Origin of the sequence: Pseudomonas sp. CFBP 13602 (assembly GCF_014842725.1) — a bacterium.
Taxonomy (GTDB): domain Bacteria; phylum Pseudomonadota; class Gammaproteobacteria; order Pseudomonadales; family Pseudomonadaceae; genus Aquipseudomonas; species Aquipseudomonas baltica.
Genome location: NZ_JACYVT010000004.1, coordinates 407,743 through 424,782, shown reverse-complemented (window position 1 = coordinate 424,782; position 17,040 = coordinate 407,743). Strand labels below are relative to the sequence as shown.

Sequence of the window (17,040 nt, the reverse complement as noted above, 5' to 3'; positions counted from 1 at the left end):
GCATGACCTTCAAGACGCTTCTCACCTGCGCAGCCCTGCTGCTGACACCGGCGGTGGCCTTCGCTCATCCGGGACACGGCGACAATGGCCTGCTGGCCGGCATCGGTCACCCCCTGGGTGGCCTCGACCACCTGCTGGCCATGCTCGCCGTCGGCCTGTGGGCGGCGCAGCAGCAAGGCGCGGCACGCTGGGCTCTGCCCTGCACCTTCGTCGGCACCATGCTGATCGGTGGCCTGCTGGGTTTTGCCGGCCTGCAACTGCCTGCACTGGAAAGCGGCATTGCCGCCTCGGTACTGGCCCTGGGCCTGGCCGTGGCACTGGCCGTGCGGCCACCGTTAGCCTTGGCGGTGGTGGCCACTGCGCTGTTCGCATTGTTCCACGGCGTCGCTCACGGCCTGGAATTGCCGGAGATGTCCAGCCCGGTTGCCTATGCTGCCGGTTTCGTCATGGCGACCGCAGCACTGCACGCGGCGGGTTATGCCGTCGTTCGGTTCCTGCCAACGGCAGCCGCGCCACTGGTACGCGTGGCCGGTGCTCTGTCGGCCATGACCGGCGCATGGCTGCTTACCGGCTGATCGCGCCAGGCCCCCTGCCCAGGGGCCTTGTCTTGGGCGCCGTGGCCGACACCTGCTACCATGTCGCGCAAAACGCCTCCGATGATCCCGCCAATGCCCGACCCAACGCTGCACGCCGCCCTGGCGGCCACCCAAGCGCACTTTCGCGAAATCGTATTGCCGTTGTGGCAAGGCGCTGGCTTCGATAGCGAACTCGGCCTGCCGTTCGAAGCGGTGAGCGCTGCCGGCCAGCCGTTGCCGGTGCAGCGCTACCGCGCCATGGCCTGCGCCCGCCAACTGTATGTCTTTTCCAGCCTGATCGAGCAACCCGGTGCGCGCGAACACGCCGCCACCCTGTTCCGTTCCCTGCAACGGCATTTCCACGACGCCGAACACGGCGGCTGGTTCTACAGCATCGACGCCCAGGGCCGCCCGCTGGATCGACGCAAGGATCTCTACACCCACGCATTCATTGTCTTCGCCTGTGCGCACTACTGGGCCAAGGTGCGCGAACCGCTGGTGGAATCGGTGCTCAATGCCGCCCTCGAGGTCATCGCCACGCGCTTTTCCACAGATGATGGGCTCTACGAAGCCGTGCTCGGCGAAGGCTGGGCCAACCTGGGCACCGGCCCACTGCAGAACCCCTTGATGCACCTGGCCGAGGGCTTCCTGGCAACCCTGGCAGTGCGTGACGACCCACCCACGCAGAGGGCGCTGCAGGCCCTCTGCGAAGCGATGCAGGCGCGTTTCGTGGAGCCCGAACACGGGATCATGCTGGAGAAGCCGCGCGGAGCGGTGGATAACTGGTTCGAGCCCGGTCATCAGTTCGAATGGCTGTTCCTCGTGCAGACCTCACCGCTGTTGCAGGGCAGTGCGCTGCACCTCTCCCTGCAGCGCGCCTTCACCCATGCGCAACGCACGGGCGTTCGGGACGGCGTGGTCATGAGCATGCTCACGCTCGACGGCCAGGTGCTGGACGCCACCCAGCGTATCTGGGCACAGGCCGAATACCTGCGGGCGCTGACCTTGCAGCCCGGTGCGGCGGTGGCCGCGCAGTTGCAGGTGCTGCGCGAGCGCTTCCTGCACCCCGGCGGCTGGCACGAATGCCGCGATGGCACCGGGGTGGTCAGCCGCACGGACATGCCATCGACCACCCCCTACCACCTGCTGACCTGCTACCAGGGCCTGCAGGCGTTCCTCTGACGCCAGGGCCGATCAAGCCTTGCCTGGACGCTCCACGGCGAAGCCGGCCCACGATTGCGTGACCGGCATCACTTCCAGACTGTTGATGTTGATGTGCGCCGGCTGGGTCAGAATCCAGTGGATGGTTTCGGCGATGTCCTGCGGCTGGATCGGATTGGCGCCGGCATAGGTGGCGTCGTAGCGTGCCTGGTCGCCGCCGAAACGCACCAGTGAGAACTCGCTTTCGCACATCCCGGGTTCCAGGTTGGTGACGCGCACGCCGGTGCCCTGCAGGTCACAGCGCAGACTCAACGAGAATTGCCCGACGAAGGCCTTGGTGGCGCCGTACACATGGCTGCCGGGATACGGGTAATTGCCCGCCACCGAACCCAGGTTGACGATGGTAGCCCCCTTGCCGTGGGCAATCAGGCGCGGCAGCAACAGCCGCGTCGCGTAGATCAGGCCCTTGACGTTGGTATCGACCATGGTGTCCCAGTCGTCCAGGTCGCACTTGGGTGCAGGATCGGCACCCAAGGCCAGGCCGGCGTTGTTGACCAACCCGCTGATGCTGGCGAACTCCTCAGGCAACCCGGCAATCGCTGCCTCCATGGCCTTTCTATCGCGCACATCGAGCACCAGCGGATGCACCCGCGTCTTTGCCGACAGCTCTTCGCTCAGCGCCATCAGGCGCTCTTCGCGACGGCCGGTGAGAATCAGCGACCAGCCTGCCTCGGCGAAACGTCGCGCGCAGGCTTCGCCAAATCCGGACGTGGCGCCAGTGATGAATACCGTGGAAGTCATGCGGGTCTCCTGCGGGGATAGCCACGGAGCGTGCCCACGCAATGCGCAGGCCGTTCGAATCGTCGCCACCGTGAATGGGGTTTTGCAGAATGCCCGGCGTACGGGCCGTATGCAACTGATCAATAATCGAACAGCGCCCGCAGACCCTCGTGGTTGCGGGTCCCAGTGCGGTTACCCGCAACTTATCCACAAGCCGTTCCACAGAGATTGGGGGCAACTCCCTTCTGCACGGCAACCCCGGAGGCCAGGCTGGCCGGGAGCCATTAGAATTTTTTGGCTTGACCGGTGGGGTGTATTGCGCATGTACGTACGGCACTATGTCTGCAGTGGTCATACGACCAAAGGCGCAACGCCAGTGAAACCGCCACTTTTAGAAGTATTTCCAAGGCTTGTTCACAGACTTATCCACAGCCTGTGCGGGTGCTGTCACTCTGATTGGCACGGTGGATAAAACAGTTGACAAAGCCCGTTCGCACGACTGCCCAACCTGCTGTACGATTTTTGATCAGCTGACTGAAGGCCCCGTATACCGTGGCCTGCAGAGGTATACCACCAACTTGTCCACAACCGGTTCCACAGCAATTGGGGACAAGCGTGCATTGTGGCATTTCGGTGACCAACAGTGGTTTTATGTCGCACATTGACGCTGCAGCGAATTTGTTTTCCACAATTGGGCAGGGTCACGAAAAACGCCCCTGACGGGGCGTTCGGCAAGCCTTTCACGTCTGCTCAGTGCCCGCCCAGATACGCGTTGCGCACCTCGTCGTTGCTCAACAACTCACGCCCCGTGCCGGTCAGACGGATCTCGCCGTTGACCATCACATAGGCACGGTCGGAAAGCCGCAGGGCGTGGTTGGCGTTCTGCTCGACCAGGAAGATGGTCATGCCGCCCTGGGCCAGCTCGCGCAGGGTCGAGAAGATCTGCTTGACCACGATCGGCGCCAGCCCCAGCGACGGCTCGTCGAGCAGCAACAGCTTGGGCCGGCTCATCAGCGCGCGCGCGATGGCCAGCATCTGCTGCTCGCCGCCGGACATGGTCATGGCGCGCTGATTGCGCCGTTCCTTGAGCCGTGGAAACAGCTCGAACATGCGCTGCATGTCTTCGCTCGAGTGCTTGTCGCCGATGGGGATGGTACCCATCATCAGGTTTTCTTCCACCGACATGTCGGGAAACACCCGACGGCCTTCCGGCGACTGGGCAATGCCGTTGGAAGCGATGTAGTGGGACGACTTCTGGGTGATGTCGGTACCCCGGTAGATGATCTGCCCCGCACTGGCGCGCGGCTGGCCGAAAATCGACATCAACAGCGTCGACTTGCCCGCGCCATTGGAACCGATCAGGCTGACCGTCTCGCCCTCGTTGATGTGCAGCGAGACTTTCTTCAGCGCCTGGATCGGGCCGTAGTGAACGTCGATCTCCTTCATTTCGAGGATGGGCGTACTCATACCAGCTCCTCCTCTTCGGCACCCAGGTAGGCGGCGATCACCTTGGGGTCGTTGCGGATCTGCTCCGGCCCGCCCTTGGCGATCACATTGCCATGGTCCAGTACCACGATGTCGTCGGAAATGCTCATCACCATGCCCATGTCGTGTTCGATCAGCACCACCGTCATGTCGTGCTCGTCACGCAGCAGGCGGATCATGCCGCTCAGGGCCTCGGTTTCCTGCGGGTTGAGGCCCGCCGCCGGTTCGTCCAGGCAGATCACCTGGGGCCGCGTGCACATGGCCCGGGCGATCTCCAGACGCCGTTGCTGGCCGTAGGAAAGCTCACCGGCCAAGCGGTTGGCGCAGTTCACCAGGTCCACCACTTCCAGCCAGTAGAACGCGGTCTTGATAGCGTCCTCTTCGGCCTTGCGATAACCACGGGTGTTGAGGATGCCTGCCAGCATGTTGCGGTTGACCCACATGTGCTGGGCGACCAGCAGGTTTTCCAGCACCGACATTTCCTTGAACAGCCGAATGTTCTGGAAGGTCCGGGCCAGCCCGGCGCGGTTCACCAGGTGAGTCCCGCCGAACATCTTGTACCAGACACGGCTGGCGAAGCTGCGTGGCGAGACGAAATCGGTGGCCTGGAACGGCTCGCCCAGCAACTTGATGACATTGGTCTTCTGGCCGCGAGCGTTCAGTTCGATACGTCCACCGGTGGCCTTGTAGAACCCGGTGAGACAGTTGAAGACGGTGGTCTTGCCGGCGCCGTTGGGGCCGATCAAGGCGAAGATCGAGTTGCGCCGGACCTGCAGGCTGACATCGCTCAAGGCCTTGATGCCACCGAAATGCATCATCAACTTCTCGACCGACAGAATGACTTCGTTACTCATGGCGTAGTCCCCTTGGCGTCGATCAATGCGCCCTTGACTGGCTTGATGCCGGTACGGCTGATACGGATCAGGCCACGTGGCCGCCAGATCATCATCAGTACCATCAATACGCCAAACAGCAATACTCGGTACTCGGAGAAACTGCGCAGCAGCTCCGGCGCCACGGTCAGTACGAAGGCAGCAATCACCACACCCACGGTGGAGCCCATGCCGCCCAGCACGACGATGGCAAGGATCAGCGCCGACTCGAAGAAGGTGAACGAGGTCGGGTTGACGAAGCCCTGGTAGCTGGCGAAGAACACCCCGGCCAGGCCTGCGGTGGAGGCACCGATGGTGAAGGCCGAAAGCTTGACCAGCACGTGGTTCAGGCCCATCGAGCGGCAGGCGATCTCGTCCTCGCGCAGGGCTTCCCAGGCACGCCCTACCGGCATGCGAGTGAGTCGATGCTTGACGTAGAGAACGGCCAGTACCACCAGGAACAGCACGGCGTAGATGAACAGGAATTTCAGGTCGGGGTTGTATTCGAAGCCGAAGTACTCGTGGATCGGCACCCCGCCGTCACGGGCGCGACGACCGAACTCCAGGCCGAAGAAGGTGGGCGAAGGTACCGGCACACCATTGGGACCGCCGGTGAACGACAACCAGTTGTTGAGCACCAGGCGAATGATTTCGCCGAAGCCCAAGGTCACGATGGCCAGGTAGTCCCCGTGCATTCGCAGCACCGGGAAACCCAGTATGCACCCCGCCAGCGCCGCCGCGATCGCGGCCAGCGGCAACGCCGACCAGAAGCCCAGGCCCAAGTACTGGTAGCCCAATGCGAGGCCGTAGGCGCCGATGGCATAGAACGCCACGTAGCCCAGGTCGAGCAGACCGGCCAGCCCGACCACGATGTTCAGGCCCAGGCCCAGCAACACATAGATCAACCCGAGAATGACCACGGTGAGGATGTATTTGTTGGCGAAGATGGGGAACACGATGGCGATCACGATCAGCGCTGGAATGATGAAGCGCAGCCGCGACTTGTAGTCCGGCGGCAGCACGTGCACGCCCGACCCCGAGCTTTCGAAGCTCTGGGAAATGCTGCGGCCACGCGGCGTCTGCAGGAACAGGCTGAGCAGGAAGCGCCCGGCCATCACCGCTGCCACCAGCCAGGCGACGCGGGCCGGTTGCAGGTTGAAGCTGTAGCCGTCGAGCACGATGCCGACGATGGGGCCGAACACGATCAGCGCCAGCAGGCCGGCAATGACCATGTCGACCAGGCTTTTCTTGATATCGATAGGTTTGGCAGTAGGTGCGGACATACTTATACCTTCGCCACGAGTGGGCGACCCAGCAGGCCTTGGGGACGGAAGATCAGAATCAGCACCAACAGGCCGAAGCTGAACACATCCTTGTAGTCGGAGTTGATCAAGCCGGAGAACTGCGATTCGGCAACCCCCAGTATCAGGCCACCGAGCATGGCGCCGGGCAATGAGCCGATGCCGCCCAGTACCGCTGCGGTGAACGCCTTGATGCCGATGATGAACCCGGCATAGAAGTCGAACGTGCCGTAGTTCATGGTGATCAACACGCCGGCCAGCGCCGCCATGGCCGCGCCGATGATGAACACATAGGAAATGACCCGGTCGGTGTTGATGCCCAGGATCGAGGCCATCTTGCGATCCTGCTGGGTGGCGCGGCACATGCGCCCAAGTTTGGTGAACTTGATGATGTAGGTCAGCACGCCCATGCCCACGAAGGCGGCAATGAGGATGAAGATCTTGGTGTAGGTGATCTGCACGAAACCGGTGCCCACTTCAAGGCGCCAGGCCCCTTCGAGCAGGGTCGGGACGCCTTGCTGGCGAGCGCCCTGGCTGATCTGCGCGTAGTTCTGCAGGATCAGCGATATGCCGATGGCGCTGATCAGCGGCGCCAGCCGGGTCGAGTTGCGCAGCGGCTTGTAGGCCACGCGCTCGATCACGAAGCCGTACACACCGGTCACCACGATGGTGAACACCAATGTGCCGAGGATCAGGAACGGAAAGGATTCGAGGCCGAAGAACGACAGCACGGCCAGGCCTATGGCGGCCAGGTAGGCGCTGATCATGTAAACGTCGCCGTGGGCAAAGTTGATCATGCCGATGATGCCATAGACCATGGTGTAGCCAATGGCGATCAAGCCGTACACCGACCCCAGGGTCAGGCCGTTGATCATTTGTTGCAGGAAGATACCGTCCATCATGCACTCTCACGAACGTCTGGAACCGCGCACCGCGCAAGGTGCGGACAGGCCTCGGCCCGCCCGCCACCTGTCAGGCGGTATTGAGGGAAACGTGGGCCATCCCAAGGGCGGCCCGGACTGGCATGCGCCAGTGCAAACGTCCTACTTCTGCTGTTCCAGCTGCTTGTACTTGCCCTCGGCGTTCCACTGGTAGACCACGTAGTCGGACACTTTCAGGTCACCCTTGGAGTCCCAGGCCTTCTCGCCCATGACGGTCTTGACCGGGTTGGCCTTCAGCCATTTGGCAGCCTCTTCGCCCTTGTTCGACTTGGCGCCGTTGAAGCCTGCAGCCAGGGCCTGCAACGAAGCGTAGGCGTACAGAGTGTAGCCCTCTGGCTCGTAGCCGGACTTGCGGAACTCCTCAACCACCGCCTTGCTGTCGGGCAGCATGCGCGGATCGGCGCCGAAGGTCATGTACACGCCGTCGACGTATTGCGCACCGCCAGCGGTGGTGACCAGTTCGTCGGTGACGATGCCGTCGTCGGACATGAACTTGACGTCCTTGAGGCCCTGTTCGCGCATCTGCCGAACCAGTGGCCCGGCTTCGGGGTGCAGGCCGCCGAAATACACCACATCGGCGCCGGTGGAGCGGATCTTGGTGACCAGGGCGCTGAAGTCTTTCTCGCCGCGGGTCAGGCCTTCTTCCAGCACCGGCTTGACACCGCGCTTGGTCAGCTGTGCCGAGGTGGCGTCGGCCAGGCCCTTGCCGTAGGTGTCCTTGTCGTTGATCACTGCGACTTTCTTGCCCTTGAGCACGTCGACGATGTAGTCGCCGGCCACGATGCCCTGCTGGTCGTCGCGACCGCACATGCGGAATACCGCCGGCAGGCCACGTTCGGTCACGGTCGGGTTGGTCGAGCCAGGGGTGATCATCAGCACGCCGGCGTCTGCATACACCTCGGATGCCGGAACGGTGGACGAGGAACAGAAGTGCCCCACCACCCCTGCGACCTTGTCCTGATCGGCCAGCCGGTTGGCGACGGCCACGGCCTGCTTCGGCTCGCAGGCGTCATCACCGGCAACCAGGACGATCTTTTCCCCATTCACGCCGCCGGCCTTGTTGATGGCATCGGCTGCCGCCTGTGCACCCTTCATGTACTGCTGACCGAACGATGCGTTGGCACCGGTCATCGGCCCTGCTACGCCGATCTTGATGTCGGCTTGAACAATCGACGAAGCGCCCAGCGCAGCTGCCACTGCGAGAGCCAGAAAACCTTTCCTGTAGAACGTCTGCGACATGAGTGGTGCTCCTGAATTTTTTTGGTTGGCACTACAGCTTCAGCGCATTGCTCAGAGCAAGGGCCGTGCCAGCGCATTTGCCCAGCTTGCGCAGTTTTCATTTTCAGGAGCACTTCACTGCGCCGGAACCATTTTCTACAGGTCGTGCAACCGTCTGGCACGGGAATGGTGGAACCCGCAAAGAGTGCGGGTACAACCCGTATGCGCCATCATTGCAACCCCACGCAGCGCCCGTGGGCAACCACGCTGTAACCGCCGACGTAACCGAAGTGCACACTGTCGGTGCATAACCGCTACACCGCGCACCACAGGATCCTCCTGCAGTGCCGGGTGCAGGCCACTTCGCGTCTCTCTTCGCGGGCCCGCGCAGGGCACTGGCACGGGTCGCGCAGGGGAAGGCACGTCACATCCACCCGCACTCCAAAAAGCTGGCAGAATGTGCCCCTACTGTGCGCCACCGCCGTTCCAAATGAGGCACGCGGTTCTGGAGACCCTGATGAGCGAGAGCGTATTCGCCGATCGCATCGTGCAAAACCTGCTCGACACCGATCTTTACAAGTTGAGCATGATGCAGGCTGTACTGCACAACTACCCCAACGTCGATGTCGAGTGGGAGTTTCGTTGTCGCAACGGCGAAGACCTGCGGCCCTACCTGAACGACATTCGCGAACAGCTCGAGCAGCTCTCCGAATTGAGTCTGGGCCCGGACCAGCTGAGCTTTCTGGAAGGCATCAATTTCATGAAGCCCGACTTCCTGCGCTTCCTGGGTCTGTTTCGCTTCAACCTGCGCTACCTGAGCATCGGCATCGAGAACGACCAGCTGTTCATTCGCCTTCGCGGGCCGTGGCTGCATGTGATCCTGTTCGAAGTGCCACTGCTGGCCACGGTCAGCGAGGTACGCAATCGCATTCGCTATCCCGATGTGCTGCTCAGCCAGCCGCGGGAAAAACTCTACCGCAAGTTCGAATGGCTGCAGGCCAATGCCAGCAGCGAAGAGCTGGCCGAATTGCAGGTGGCCGACTTCGGCACTCGTCGACGCTTTTCCTACAAGGTGCAGGAGGAAGTGGTCACGGTGCTCAAGCACGAGTTTCCGGGGCGCTTCGTCGGCACCAGCAACATGCACCTGGCCCGTCAGCTGGATCTCAAGCCGCTGGGCACCATGGCCCATGAGTGGATCATGGCTCACCAGCAACTGGGGCCACGCTTGATCGACAGCCAGATCGCCGCACTCGATTGCTGGGTGCGCGAGTACCGTGGCCTGCTTGGCATCGCGCTCACCGACTGCATCACCATGGATGCGTTTCTGGGGGATTTCGACCTGTACTTCGCCAAGCTCTTCGATGGCTTGCGCCACGACTCGGGTGACCCGGTGGTCTGGGCGGAAAAGGCCATCGCCCACTACCGCAAGCTGGGCATCGATCCGATGACCAAGACCCTGGTGTTTTCCGATGGGCTGGACCTGCCCAAGTCCCTGCAGATATTTCGCGCACTGCGCGGGCGCATCAATGTGAGCTTCGGCATCGGCACCAACCTGACCTGCGACATTCCAGGCGTGGAACCCATGAACATCGTGCTGAAAATGACCGACTGCAACGGCCAGCCGGTGGCGAAGATTTCCGACGAAGCCGCCAAGACCCAATGCCGCGACCCCAATTTCGTCGCCTACCTGCGCCACGTGTTCAAGGTGCCTGCTTGAAGCCAGTACACGCAATGGCGGACGTCCTGTAGGAGCGGTCCGTGGCCGCGAAAAGGTCAACGCGGTGAATCAGGCATACCGCGTCGCCTGCTTCGCGGCCGATGACCGCTCCTACGTGGTCGAAGCGAACACTCAATCGACCAGGGTCACCGCCCCCTTCATCATGGCCAGGTGACCCGGGAACGAGCAGAAGAACAGGTATTTCTGGTCTGCCGACAGTTTCGACACGTCGAACGACACCGAATCCTTCTCCCCGGCGCCGATGACCTTGGTGTACGCAATCACGCGCTCGTCGCCTTTCTTCAGGTAGCTGTTGTCGATGCCGGCACTCATGCCGTCCATGGCGATGCCGCGGGCATCGTCTTCCTTGCTCAGGACCCAGTTGTGGCCCATGACTTCCTTGGGCAGGCTGCCGGAGTGGGTCAGATTGACCGTGAACGTCTTGCAGCTCTTGCTGATCTCGATAGCCTTGCTGCCGAAGGTCATCTGGTCGGTCGAATCGACGGTGGTCGAGCACTCGGCCGCCAGCAACTGACCGCTGGCCAGGGCAAGCACCGATACCGCTACAGCTTTTGCAAACATGTGAGTCTCCAGGCAGGGGAAATGGCTACGGCGGCAATCATTTCACGATTGGCCGCAGGCTGCAGCACTCTGCCAGCAGTCAGACATTCGCTGTAAACATTCGGCTCAAACCATCGGCAGAACGGTCACGCGCACTTCGGGATCGTGCCCACCACCGCCCAGAATCACCCCGCGCAAGGGCGACACGTCGCTGAAATCACGCCCCCATGCCAGGGTGATGTGTTCCAGCCCCGGTTGAACGTTGTTGGTGGGGTCGAAATCGACCCATCCCAGCACCGGGCAGAACACCGACACCCAGGCATGCGACGCATCCGCGCCGATCATTCGCGGCTGCCCTGGCGGTGGCTGGGTCAGCAGGTAGCCGCTGACGTAGCGTGCCGCCAAACCGCGCGAGCGCAGGCAGGCCAGCATCAGGTGGGCGAAGTCCTGGCAGACGCCCCGACGGTTCTCCAACACCTCGACCAGCGGCGTCGCCACCTGGGTAGCCATGGCATCGAAGGTGAACTCGCTGAAGATCTTCTGCATCAAGGCCTGGGCACCCTGCAGCATCGGCCTGCCGGACGGAAAGCAACTGGCGGAAAACGCCACGAAGCTTTTCTTCAGGCGCACGTAGGGGGATTCGAAGCGGTAGCGACAGGCTTGCAGCACCTGCGCGGCGACTGGCCGGCCGCTATAGCACAGGGCATCGCGGGTCGACTCCCAGGCCGGCGACCGGGCAAGCACGACCGGCGCTCGTGGCAGCACCTCGACATGCAGGCGCGCGCCAACCTTGAGTTCATCGTGGGGGCGCTCGAACGCCAGCCGCGTCAGCGGATTGCCGAACACATCGAGCTCATCGGTACGCCGGGTCGGTTCGGGGCTGATCTGCAGTGCGTGCTCATGGCACACCTGCCAGGCGCAAGGCCTCGGCCACAGGTGCGCCAGCTGCTTGGCCAGCGACACTGGGCTGTCGTAGCAGTAACGGGTGTCGTGAACGATCTGGTAATGCGCACTCATCACACCGACACCGTTTGCTGGCTGACATCGTCGACATGGACGAAATGGCGCAACGCCAGGCGGTCCGATACCTGCACGCTGACACTGGCGATATCCTCCAGCAGGCTGCGCAGGCCGTCGAGCACGGCGCGCACGCTGGCTTCACCGAACAGCGCGTTTTCCAGGGTACCCAGATCAAAGCGCGCCACGCGCTCGATCAGTGGCTCCAGGGCGCGATCCACCGGCAGGTCGAATTCATCGCTCAGGCGGCGTACGGCCCGCGCCACCAGCTTGAGCTGGAACAACACGGCATGGGGGTTCTGGGCGTCGAGCAACAGCAGGTCCAGCACCGGAATCAACTGCGGCACGGCGAGGTAGCGTGAACGATAGGTGATGCTGCTGTTGCCCAACTCGAGCAGCCAGTCCAGGCCAGCCTGTTCGTCCAGCGCATCGCTTGCCAGAAACGCCGACAAGCCATTGCTGAGAAACTGCAGGCGTTCGATGCGTCGCCCGATCATCAGAAAACGCCAGCCTTCATCGCGGGTCATGTCGTCGAGCGCAAAACCGGACAGTGCAGCCAGGTTCATCACCAGTCGATTGAGGAAGTCGAGCAGCTCGCCCAGGTCCGGCACGTCGACTTCAAGCACCAGTGACTCGCGCTGCAGTTCGCCCAACGCCTGCCAGTTCTCTCGCGACAGCTTGCCGCGTACCTGAAACGCCGCCCACTGCAGACGCTGCAGGTTGGCACGCAGGCTGAACGCCCAATCCTCACCGCGCAGGGCCATCAGCAGGCGCTCGCGCAGGTCGCCCTCTTCGGGCAACAGGTGCAGGCTTTCGGCCAGATCGACAGCGGCCTGCAGCGCCTGAGGATCGTCGCCGTCCAGATAGCGGCCGAGAATGATCCGCAGCAGTCGTGCGCTGCCGTCGCAACGCTCGCAGTAACGGCCGAACCAGAACAGGTTCTCCACCACCCGCGAAGGCAGGTAGGGGTCCATGCGCACCAGATCATGGACCCCGATGGTTCGCTGCGCCCGCCACTGCTCGCCGACCGGAGCGTGCTCGCCCAACACCCAGGTGTCCTTGCTGGCGCCGCCGTGCTGCATCGACACCACTTCGGCATCGGCGTCCGTGGCCACTCGGGTCAAGCCGCCGGGCAACACTCGGTAACCGTCGGCGGCGGCGACCGCAAACACGCGCATGCCGATCGCCCTGGGTTGCAGGTGGTTGCCGTGGCCATGCCACACCGGCGCCAGGGACAGCTGCGCCATTTCCTGAGCGACGTAGGCATAGGGCCGGGCCTGAATGCGTTCGGTCAGTGCCTGACGCTGGGCGGCGTCCAGATCCCGACCGAACACCGGGCCGAAGTTCTGCGACGGGAAGGCCGGCTTGATCACCAGCTCGTCCAGCCGCTCGAGGGCCTGGGCCAGCACCGGCGGCTCGCCGCACCACCAGGTGGCGATTGACGGCAGGATCAAGGTTTCGCCGAACAGATGCTCACAGATCCGCGGCAGAAAACCCAGCAGCCCGGGCGATTCGAGCACGCCGCTGCCCAAGGCATTGGCCACCATCACATTGCCCTGGCGCACGGCGTCGAGCAGGCCGGGCACGCCCAGGGCAGAGTCGGTGCGCAACTCCAGGGGGTCGCAGAAATCGTCGTCCAGGCGACGCATGATCGCGTGCACCCGGCGCAGACCGCTCAAGGTCTTCAGGTAGACGGTCGCCTCGCGCACGGTCAGGTCACTGCCCTCGACCAGCGGATAGCCGAGCTGGCGTGCCAGGTACAGATGCTCGAAATAACTTTCGTTGAACCGCCCAGGCGTCAACAGCACCACCAGCGGCGCCTCGTTGGCGCTGGCGGCCAGTCGGCTCATGGTGTCCTGCACGGTGCGAAAAAAGCCGGCCATGTGCTCGACTTTCAAGTCGCGGTACAGCTCGGGAAAGGTCCGCAACAGGCCCATGCGGTTTTCCAGCGCATAGCCTGCGCCGGAGGGCGCCTGGGTCCGGTCGGCGGTGACCCACCAGCGTCCATCGGGCGTGCGCGCCAGGTCCGCCGCATACAGGTGCAGGAACGTGCCCTGCGGCGGCTGCATGCCCTGGCACGGCCACAGGTAGTTGTTGTGCCCGAAGATCAGCTCGGCGGGCAGCAGCCCTTGGGCAATCAGCGTTTGCGGGCCATAGATATCGGCCAGCACGGCGTTGAGCAAGCGTGCCCGCTGGGCGATACCCGCCGCGACCTGGCGCCATTCGTGGGCAGGAATGATGTGCGGCAGCAGGTCCAGTTCCCACGGCCGATCGGCCCCCTTGGGGTCGGCATAGACGTTGTAGGTGACGCCGTTTTCCTGGATCTGCCGTGTCAGCGACGCCTGGCGCTGCGACAACTGGCCTGGCGCACTGCGTTGCAGATGCTCGAACAGGCGCCGCCAGTGCGGGCGCACGCCGCCATCGGGTTCGAGCATTTCATGATAGGACCCGCCGGACAGCGAGTAACGATCGAGCAGGTCAGACATGGCGAAGCTCGGGGGCAGCGTTGAGAAGAACGATTATCGCAGCCTGCACGGTGCGCGGATACCGTCCATGGCTCACACCCCGCCTTGAGGAACGCGGCGCATGTCCAGGGTCATCGGCAAGTCATCGTCCACCTTGAGCGCTGGCAGTACCAACCTGCCGGGACTGTGGCCGATCCGAAAGAACCGCGCCAGACGCCGGCTTTCGGCTTCGTTGGCATTCACCGGTGGGCTGTCGTAGCTGCGCCCGCCGGGGTGCACCGCATGGTACTGGCACCCACCCAGCGAGCGCTGCGTCCAGGTGTCGACGATGTCGAAGGTCAGCGGCACATGCGCCTGGCCGGCGACGTCATCGCCGTGATCGGCCTGCCAGGCACGGTAGCGCACTCCCGCAACGAACTCGCCGGCACGACCGGTAGCGGTCAGCGGCAGGGGCTGGCCGTTGACAGCCAGCCGGTAACGATCGGCCAGCAACCCATTGACGCGCACCTGCAGGCGCTCCAGCGATGCGTCCGGCGACTGCGGCGCGCCACTGGCACTGCCTCGTCCGGGGCCAGGCTCCAGGGCATGGCGCAGCTCCACGGCAATCCCCTCTACCACGCAGTCGCCCATGGTGGGGAAGCGAAACGCCCGTTGTGCGGCAAACCATCCGGCATCCACGGCATAGCCGTGTGCATTCAGATCGTCGATCACCTCGGCGAAATCGCGCTCGATGAAGTACGGCAGCATGAAGCGGTCGTGCAGCTGTGTCCCCCAGCGGGTCAGCCTGGCCGGTGCGTAGGGCTTGCGCCAGAAGCGCGCCACCAGGCTGCGCAGCAACAGTTGCAGAGCCAGGTTCATGCGCCCATGAGGTGGCATTTCCAGGCCCTGCAGGCGCAGCAGCCCCGCGCGCTCCCCTGGTCCGTCACCGTCCAGACGGGCAATGCAGAACTGCGCGCCGGCAGGGTTACCGGTCATATCCACCAACAGATGGCGCAGCACACGGTCGATCAGCCCTGTTGGGCACGGCACGCCGGGAACGGGCAATTGCGCCAGAGCGATCTCGAGTTCGTACAACGCATCGCCGCGCGTTTCGTCGACCCGCGGGGTCGGCCAGGCAGTGCCACTGAACAGATACGACAGCGCCGGATGATCATGCCAATAGCCGATCAGACTGCGCAGCAGGTCGGGGCGGCGCAGAAACGGCGAATCCGCCGCCGTCGTCCCACCCAGCAGCAACGGATTACCCGCGCCGGTGCCGGTCTGCCGACCGTCGATCATGAACCGCTGGGCCTCCAGGCGACCCTGCCGGGCCTGCTCGTACAGCTCATCCACACCCTGGACCGACTGCGCCCAGCTTGTCGATGGCGGCACGTCGACCTTGAACACGCCTGGCATCGACGTAGCCTTGAAACCACTGGCAGGTGCGTCGCTTCGAGCTTCCCACCTCGCGGCATCGGCGCCATCCATGGCCACGAAGGTCGGCTCGCTGCCGATGCCCAGGCGCACGTCCTCTGCGCGCAGATCGGCATCGACCCGCTGCCCCAGGGCCTGCATGTCCGCCCATTGCTCTTCGCTCAAAGGCCAGGTGACGCGTGGCGTCTGCCAGATACGCTGCACCGACATCCGGTGGGAAAACGTCACCTCACAGGGCTCCACCCGGCCACTGATCGGCGCCGCCGAAGAAGGTTCGGGACTGCACGCCAGGGGAATGTGGCCCTCCCCGGCAAACAGCCCGGACGTGGCGTCCAGACCAATCCAGCCAGCGCCCGGCAAATACACCTCGCACCAGGCATGCAGGTCGGTGAAATCGACATCGGTACCGGACGGACCGTCGAGGGCCTGCTCGTCGGCGACCAATTGGATCAGATAGCCGGAGACGAAGCGCGCGGCAATCCCCAGTCGGCGCATCAGCTGCACCAGCAGCCAGGCGGAATCGCGGCACGAACCGGCACCGGTGAGCAGCGTGTGCTCGGGCGTCTGCACGCCCGGCTCCATGCGCAGCAGGTAGCGAATGTCCTGGCTGAGTTGCTGGTTCAGCCTGACCAGGAAATCGATACTGGGGATCGGCGTACGGTCGATGCCGTCCAGGTACGCTTGAAACCTGGGCGTCAGGGCCAGGGTTTCCAGGTAGGGAGCCAGCTCATGCTGCTCTTCGTCGGTGTATGCGAAGGGCATCTGCTGCGCATGCGGTTCGAGAAAGAAATCGAAGGGATTGAACACCGCGATCTCGGCAACCAGGTCCACTTCGATGCGCAGCTCGGTGGCCTTCTCCGGAAACACCAGGCGGGCCAGGTAGTTGCCCTGCGGGTCCTGCTGCCAATTGATGAAGTGCTGCGCTGGCGACACTTTCAAGGCATAGGAAAGCACCCGCGTGCGGCTGTGCGGCGCGGGGCGCAGGCGCACCACTTGAGGGCCGACATCGACGGCGCGGTCGTAGCGATAATGGGTGACATGGTTCAGTGCGACATGAATCGACACGGCGTGCCTCCTGCGAGCCTGGAAGGTAAGTGCACGGCGCAAGACTTATGCCATGTGGAGGGTTCAGCCACTGCACTGCGAAGCGGGACATCCGATCGAACGGTTGCCCTCGTTCGGCGTGTGCCAGCGTCGCATACATTGGACGCATCGTGGTGCGATAAACCTGTATTGCCCAGGCAGGAGGCGCTCACCTTAATGTGGGCGCTCATTCAATCAGGAGATATTCCCATGCCAACCGACCAAGACACCGCTGCGCAAGCCCTGCTCACCGCGCAGCCTTCAAGACAGCGCAAGACGTCGTTGCGCCCCACCCAGGCATTGATCGACGCCATCCGCAGTGCGACCAGAGACGGAGTGCTGGACACGACCGACAACCCAGCCCACGACGCCATCGCCGCACGCCCACCACGACGAGCGCAGCCAAAGTCGACCGACACCGTGCCTGACGGTCACACCGAGCCGTAAGCCA

At 63.5% G+C, this 17,040-nt stretch carries 14 protein-coding genes; 4 read left to right on the top strand and 10 right to left on the bottom strand.

The window, feature by feature from the left end:
• The first annotated feature begins 2 nt into the window (after positions 1-2).
• On the top strand, positions 3-575 hold the full coding sequence (locus tag IFU31_RS10800; protein ID WP_122480345.1) for a HupE/UreJ family protein: 573 nt from the start codon (positions 3-5) through the stop codon (positions 573-575).
• A 93-nt stretch (positions 576-668) separates the two neighbouring features.
• Positions 669-1,757 carry an AGE family epimerase/isomerase gene (locus IFU31_RS10795; protein WP_192102888.1) on the top strand — a complete coding sequence of 363 codons (1,089 nt, stop codon included), beginning with the start codon at positions 669-671 and terminating at the stop codon, positions 1,755-1,757.
• A gap of 12 nt (positions 1,758-1,769) precedes the next feature.
• Here the strand turns inward: IFU31_RS10795 and IFU31_RS10790 are convergent, their stop codons facing one another.
• From IFU31_RS10790 to IFU31_RS10765, 6 genes are all read right to left on the bottom strand, one after another.
• Positions 1,770-2,537 carry an SDR family oxidoreductase gene (locus IFU31_RS10790; protein ID WP_122480347.1) on the bottom strand — a complete coding sequence of 256 codons (768 nt, stop codon included), beginning with the start codon at positions 2,535-2,537 and terminating at the stop codon, positions 1,770-1,772.
• Between the two features lie 729 nt (positions 2,538-3,266).
• A complete protein-coding gene (locus IFU31_RS10785; RefSeq protein WP_122480348.1) occupies positions 3,267-3,983 on the bottom strand; it encodes an ABC transporter ATP-binding protein in 717 nt (238 codons plus the stop codon).
• On the bottom strand, positions 3,980-4,855 hold the full coding sequence (locus IFU31_RS10780; RefSeq protein WP_122480349.1) for an ABC transporter ATP-binding protein: 876 nt from the start codon (positions 4,853-4,855) through the stop codon (positions 3,980-3,982). Before IFU31_RS10780 ends, IFU31_RS10785 begins: the two co-directional genes overlap by 4 nt.
• Positions 4,852-6,156, bottom strand: coding sequence for a high-affinity branched-chain amino acid ABC transporter permease LivM (livM, locus tag IFU31_RS10775; protein ID WP_122480350.1), 1,305 nt, complete (start codon positions 6,154-6,156; stop codon positions 4,852-4,854). Before livM ends, IFU31_RS10780 begins: the two co-directional genes overlap by 4 nt.
• A 2-nt stretch (positions 6,157-6,158) precedes the next feature.
• Complete coding sequence (locus tag IFU31_RS10770; protein WP_122480658.1) at positions 6,159-7,073, bottom strand: ABC transporter permease subunit; 915 nt, start codon at positions 7,071-7,073, stop codon at positions 6,159-6,161.
• Positions 7,074-7,217: 144 nt separating this feature from the next.
• Positions 7,218-8,354, bottom strand: a complete 1,137-nt coding sequence (locus IFU31_RS10765) for a branched-chain amino acid ABC transporter substrate-binding protein (RefSeq protein ID WP_122480351.1) — start codon at positions 8,352-8,354, stop codon at positions 7,218-7,220.
• A gap of 496 nt (positions 8,355-8,850) precedes the next feature.
• Here IFU31_RS10765 and pncB point away from each other — a divergent pair, with 496 nt between their 5' ends.
• A complete protein-coding gene (gene pncB, locus IFU31_RS10760) occupies positions 8,851-10,050 on the top strand; it encodes a nicotinate phosphoribosyltransferase (RefSeq protein WP_122480352.1) in 1,200 nt (399 codons plus the stop codon).
• A 132-nt stretch (positions 10,051-10,182) separates the two neighbouring features.
• On the opposite strand, the gene azu is transcribed toward pncB, so the two are convergent.
• The 4 genes from azu to IFU31_RS10740 all read right to left on the bottom strand — a co-directional run bounded on the left by azu (position 10,183) and on the right by IFU31_RS10740 (position 16,571).
• A complete protein-coding gene (gene azu / locus IFU31_RS10755; protein ID WP_122480353.1) occupies positions 10,183-10,632 on the bottom strand; it encodes an azurin in 450 nt (149 codons plus the stop codon).
• 105 nt (positions 10,633-10,737) lie between these two features.
• The gene (locus IFU31_RS10750) at positions 10,738-11,628 is read right to left on the bottom strand and encodes a transglutaminase family protein (protein ID WP_192102886.1); all 891 of its coding nucleotides are present in this window, start codon (positions 11,626-11,628) and stop codon (positions 10,738-10,740) included.
• Positions 11,628-14,114: a circularly permuted type 2 ATP-grasp protein gene (locus IFU31_RS10745; protein ID WP_192102884.1), complete on the bottom strand. Its 2,487-nt coding sequence runs from the start codon at positions 14,112-14,114 to the stop codon at positions 11,628-11,630. The genes IFU31_RS10750 and IFU31_RS10745 overlap by 1 nt, the downstream gene beginning before the upstream one ends.
• Positions 14,115-14,186: 72 nt before the next feature.
• The gene (locus tag IFU31_RS10740) at positions 14,187-16,571 is read right to left on the bottom strand and encodes a transglutaminase family protein (RefSeq protein ID WP_192102882.1); all 2,385 of its coding nucleotides are present in this window, start codon (positions 16,569-16,571) and stop codon (positions 14,187-14,189) included.
• Between the two features lie 228 nt (positions 16,572-16,799).
• Here IFU31_RS10740 and IFU31_RS10735 point away from each other — a divergent pair, with 228 nt between their 5' ends.
• Complete coding sequence (locus tag IFU31_RS10735) at positions 16,800-17,036, top strand: hypothetical protein (RefSeq protein WP_185795305.1); 237 nt, start codon at positions 16,800-16,802, stop codon at positions 17,034-17,036.
• Positions 17,037-17,040: the final 4 nt, after the last annotated feature.

Coding starts and splice junctions, on each gene's coding strand:
- livM (WP_122480350.1), bottom strand. CDS start 6,156: ATGTCCGCACCTACTGCCAAACCTATCGATATCAAGAAAAGCCTGGTC.
- azu (WP_122480353.1), bottom strand. CDS start 10,632: ATGTTTGCAAAAGCTGTAGCGGTATCGGTGCTTGCCCTGGCCAGCGGT.
- IFU31_RS10795 (WP_192102888.1), top strand. CDS start 669: ATGCCCGACCCAACGCTGCACGCCGCCCTGGCGGCCACCCAAGCGCAC.
- IFU31_RS10780 (WP_122480349.1), bottom strand. CDS start 4,855: ATGAGTAACGAAGTCATTCTGTCGGTCGAGAAGTTGATGATGCATTTC.
- IFU31_RS10735 (WP_185795305.1), top strand. CDS start 16,800: ATGCCAACCGACCAAGACACCGCTGCGCAAGCCCTGCTCACCGCGCAG.
- pncB (WP_122480352.1), top strand. CDS start 8,851: ATGAGCGAGAGCGTATTCGCCGATCGCATCGTGCAAAACCTGCTCGAC.
- IFU31_RS10770 (WP_122480658.1), bottom strand. CDS start 7,073: ATGGACGGTATCTTCCTGCAACAAATGATCAACGGCCTGACCCTGGGG.
- IFU31_RS10765 (WP_122480351.1), bottom strand. CDS start 8,354: ATGTCGCAGACGTTCTACAGGAAAGGTTTTCTGGCTCTCGCAGTGGCA.
- IFU31_RS10800 (WP_122480345.1), top strand. CDS start 3: ATGACCTTCAAGACGCTTCTCACCTGCGCAGCCCTGCTGCTGACACCG.
- IFU31_RS10790 (WP_122480347.1), bottom strand. CDS start 2,537: ATGACTTCCACGGTATTCATCACTGGCGCCACGTCCGGATTTGGCGAA.
- IFU31_RS10750 (WP_192102886.1), bottom strand. CDS start 11,628: ATGAGTGCGCATTACCAGATCGTTCACGACACCCGTTACTGCTACGAC.
- IFU31_RS10785 (WP_122480348.1), bottom strand. CDS start 3,983: ATGAGTACGCCCATCCTCGAAATGAAGGAGATCGACGTTCACTACGGC.
- IFU31_RS10745 (WP_192102884.1), bottom strand. CDS start 14,114: ATGTCTGACCTGCTCGATCGTTACTCGCTGTCCGGCGGGTCCTATCAT.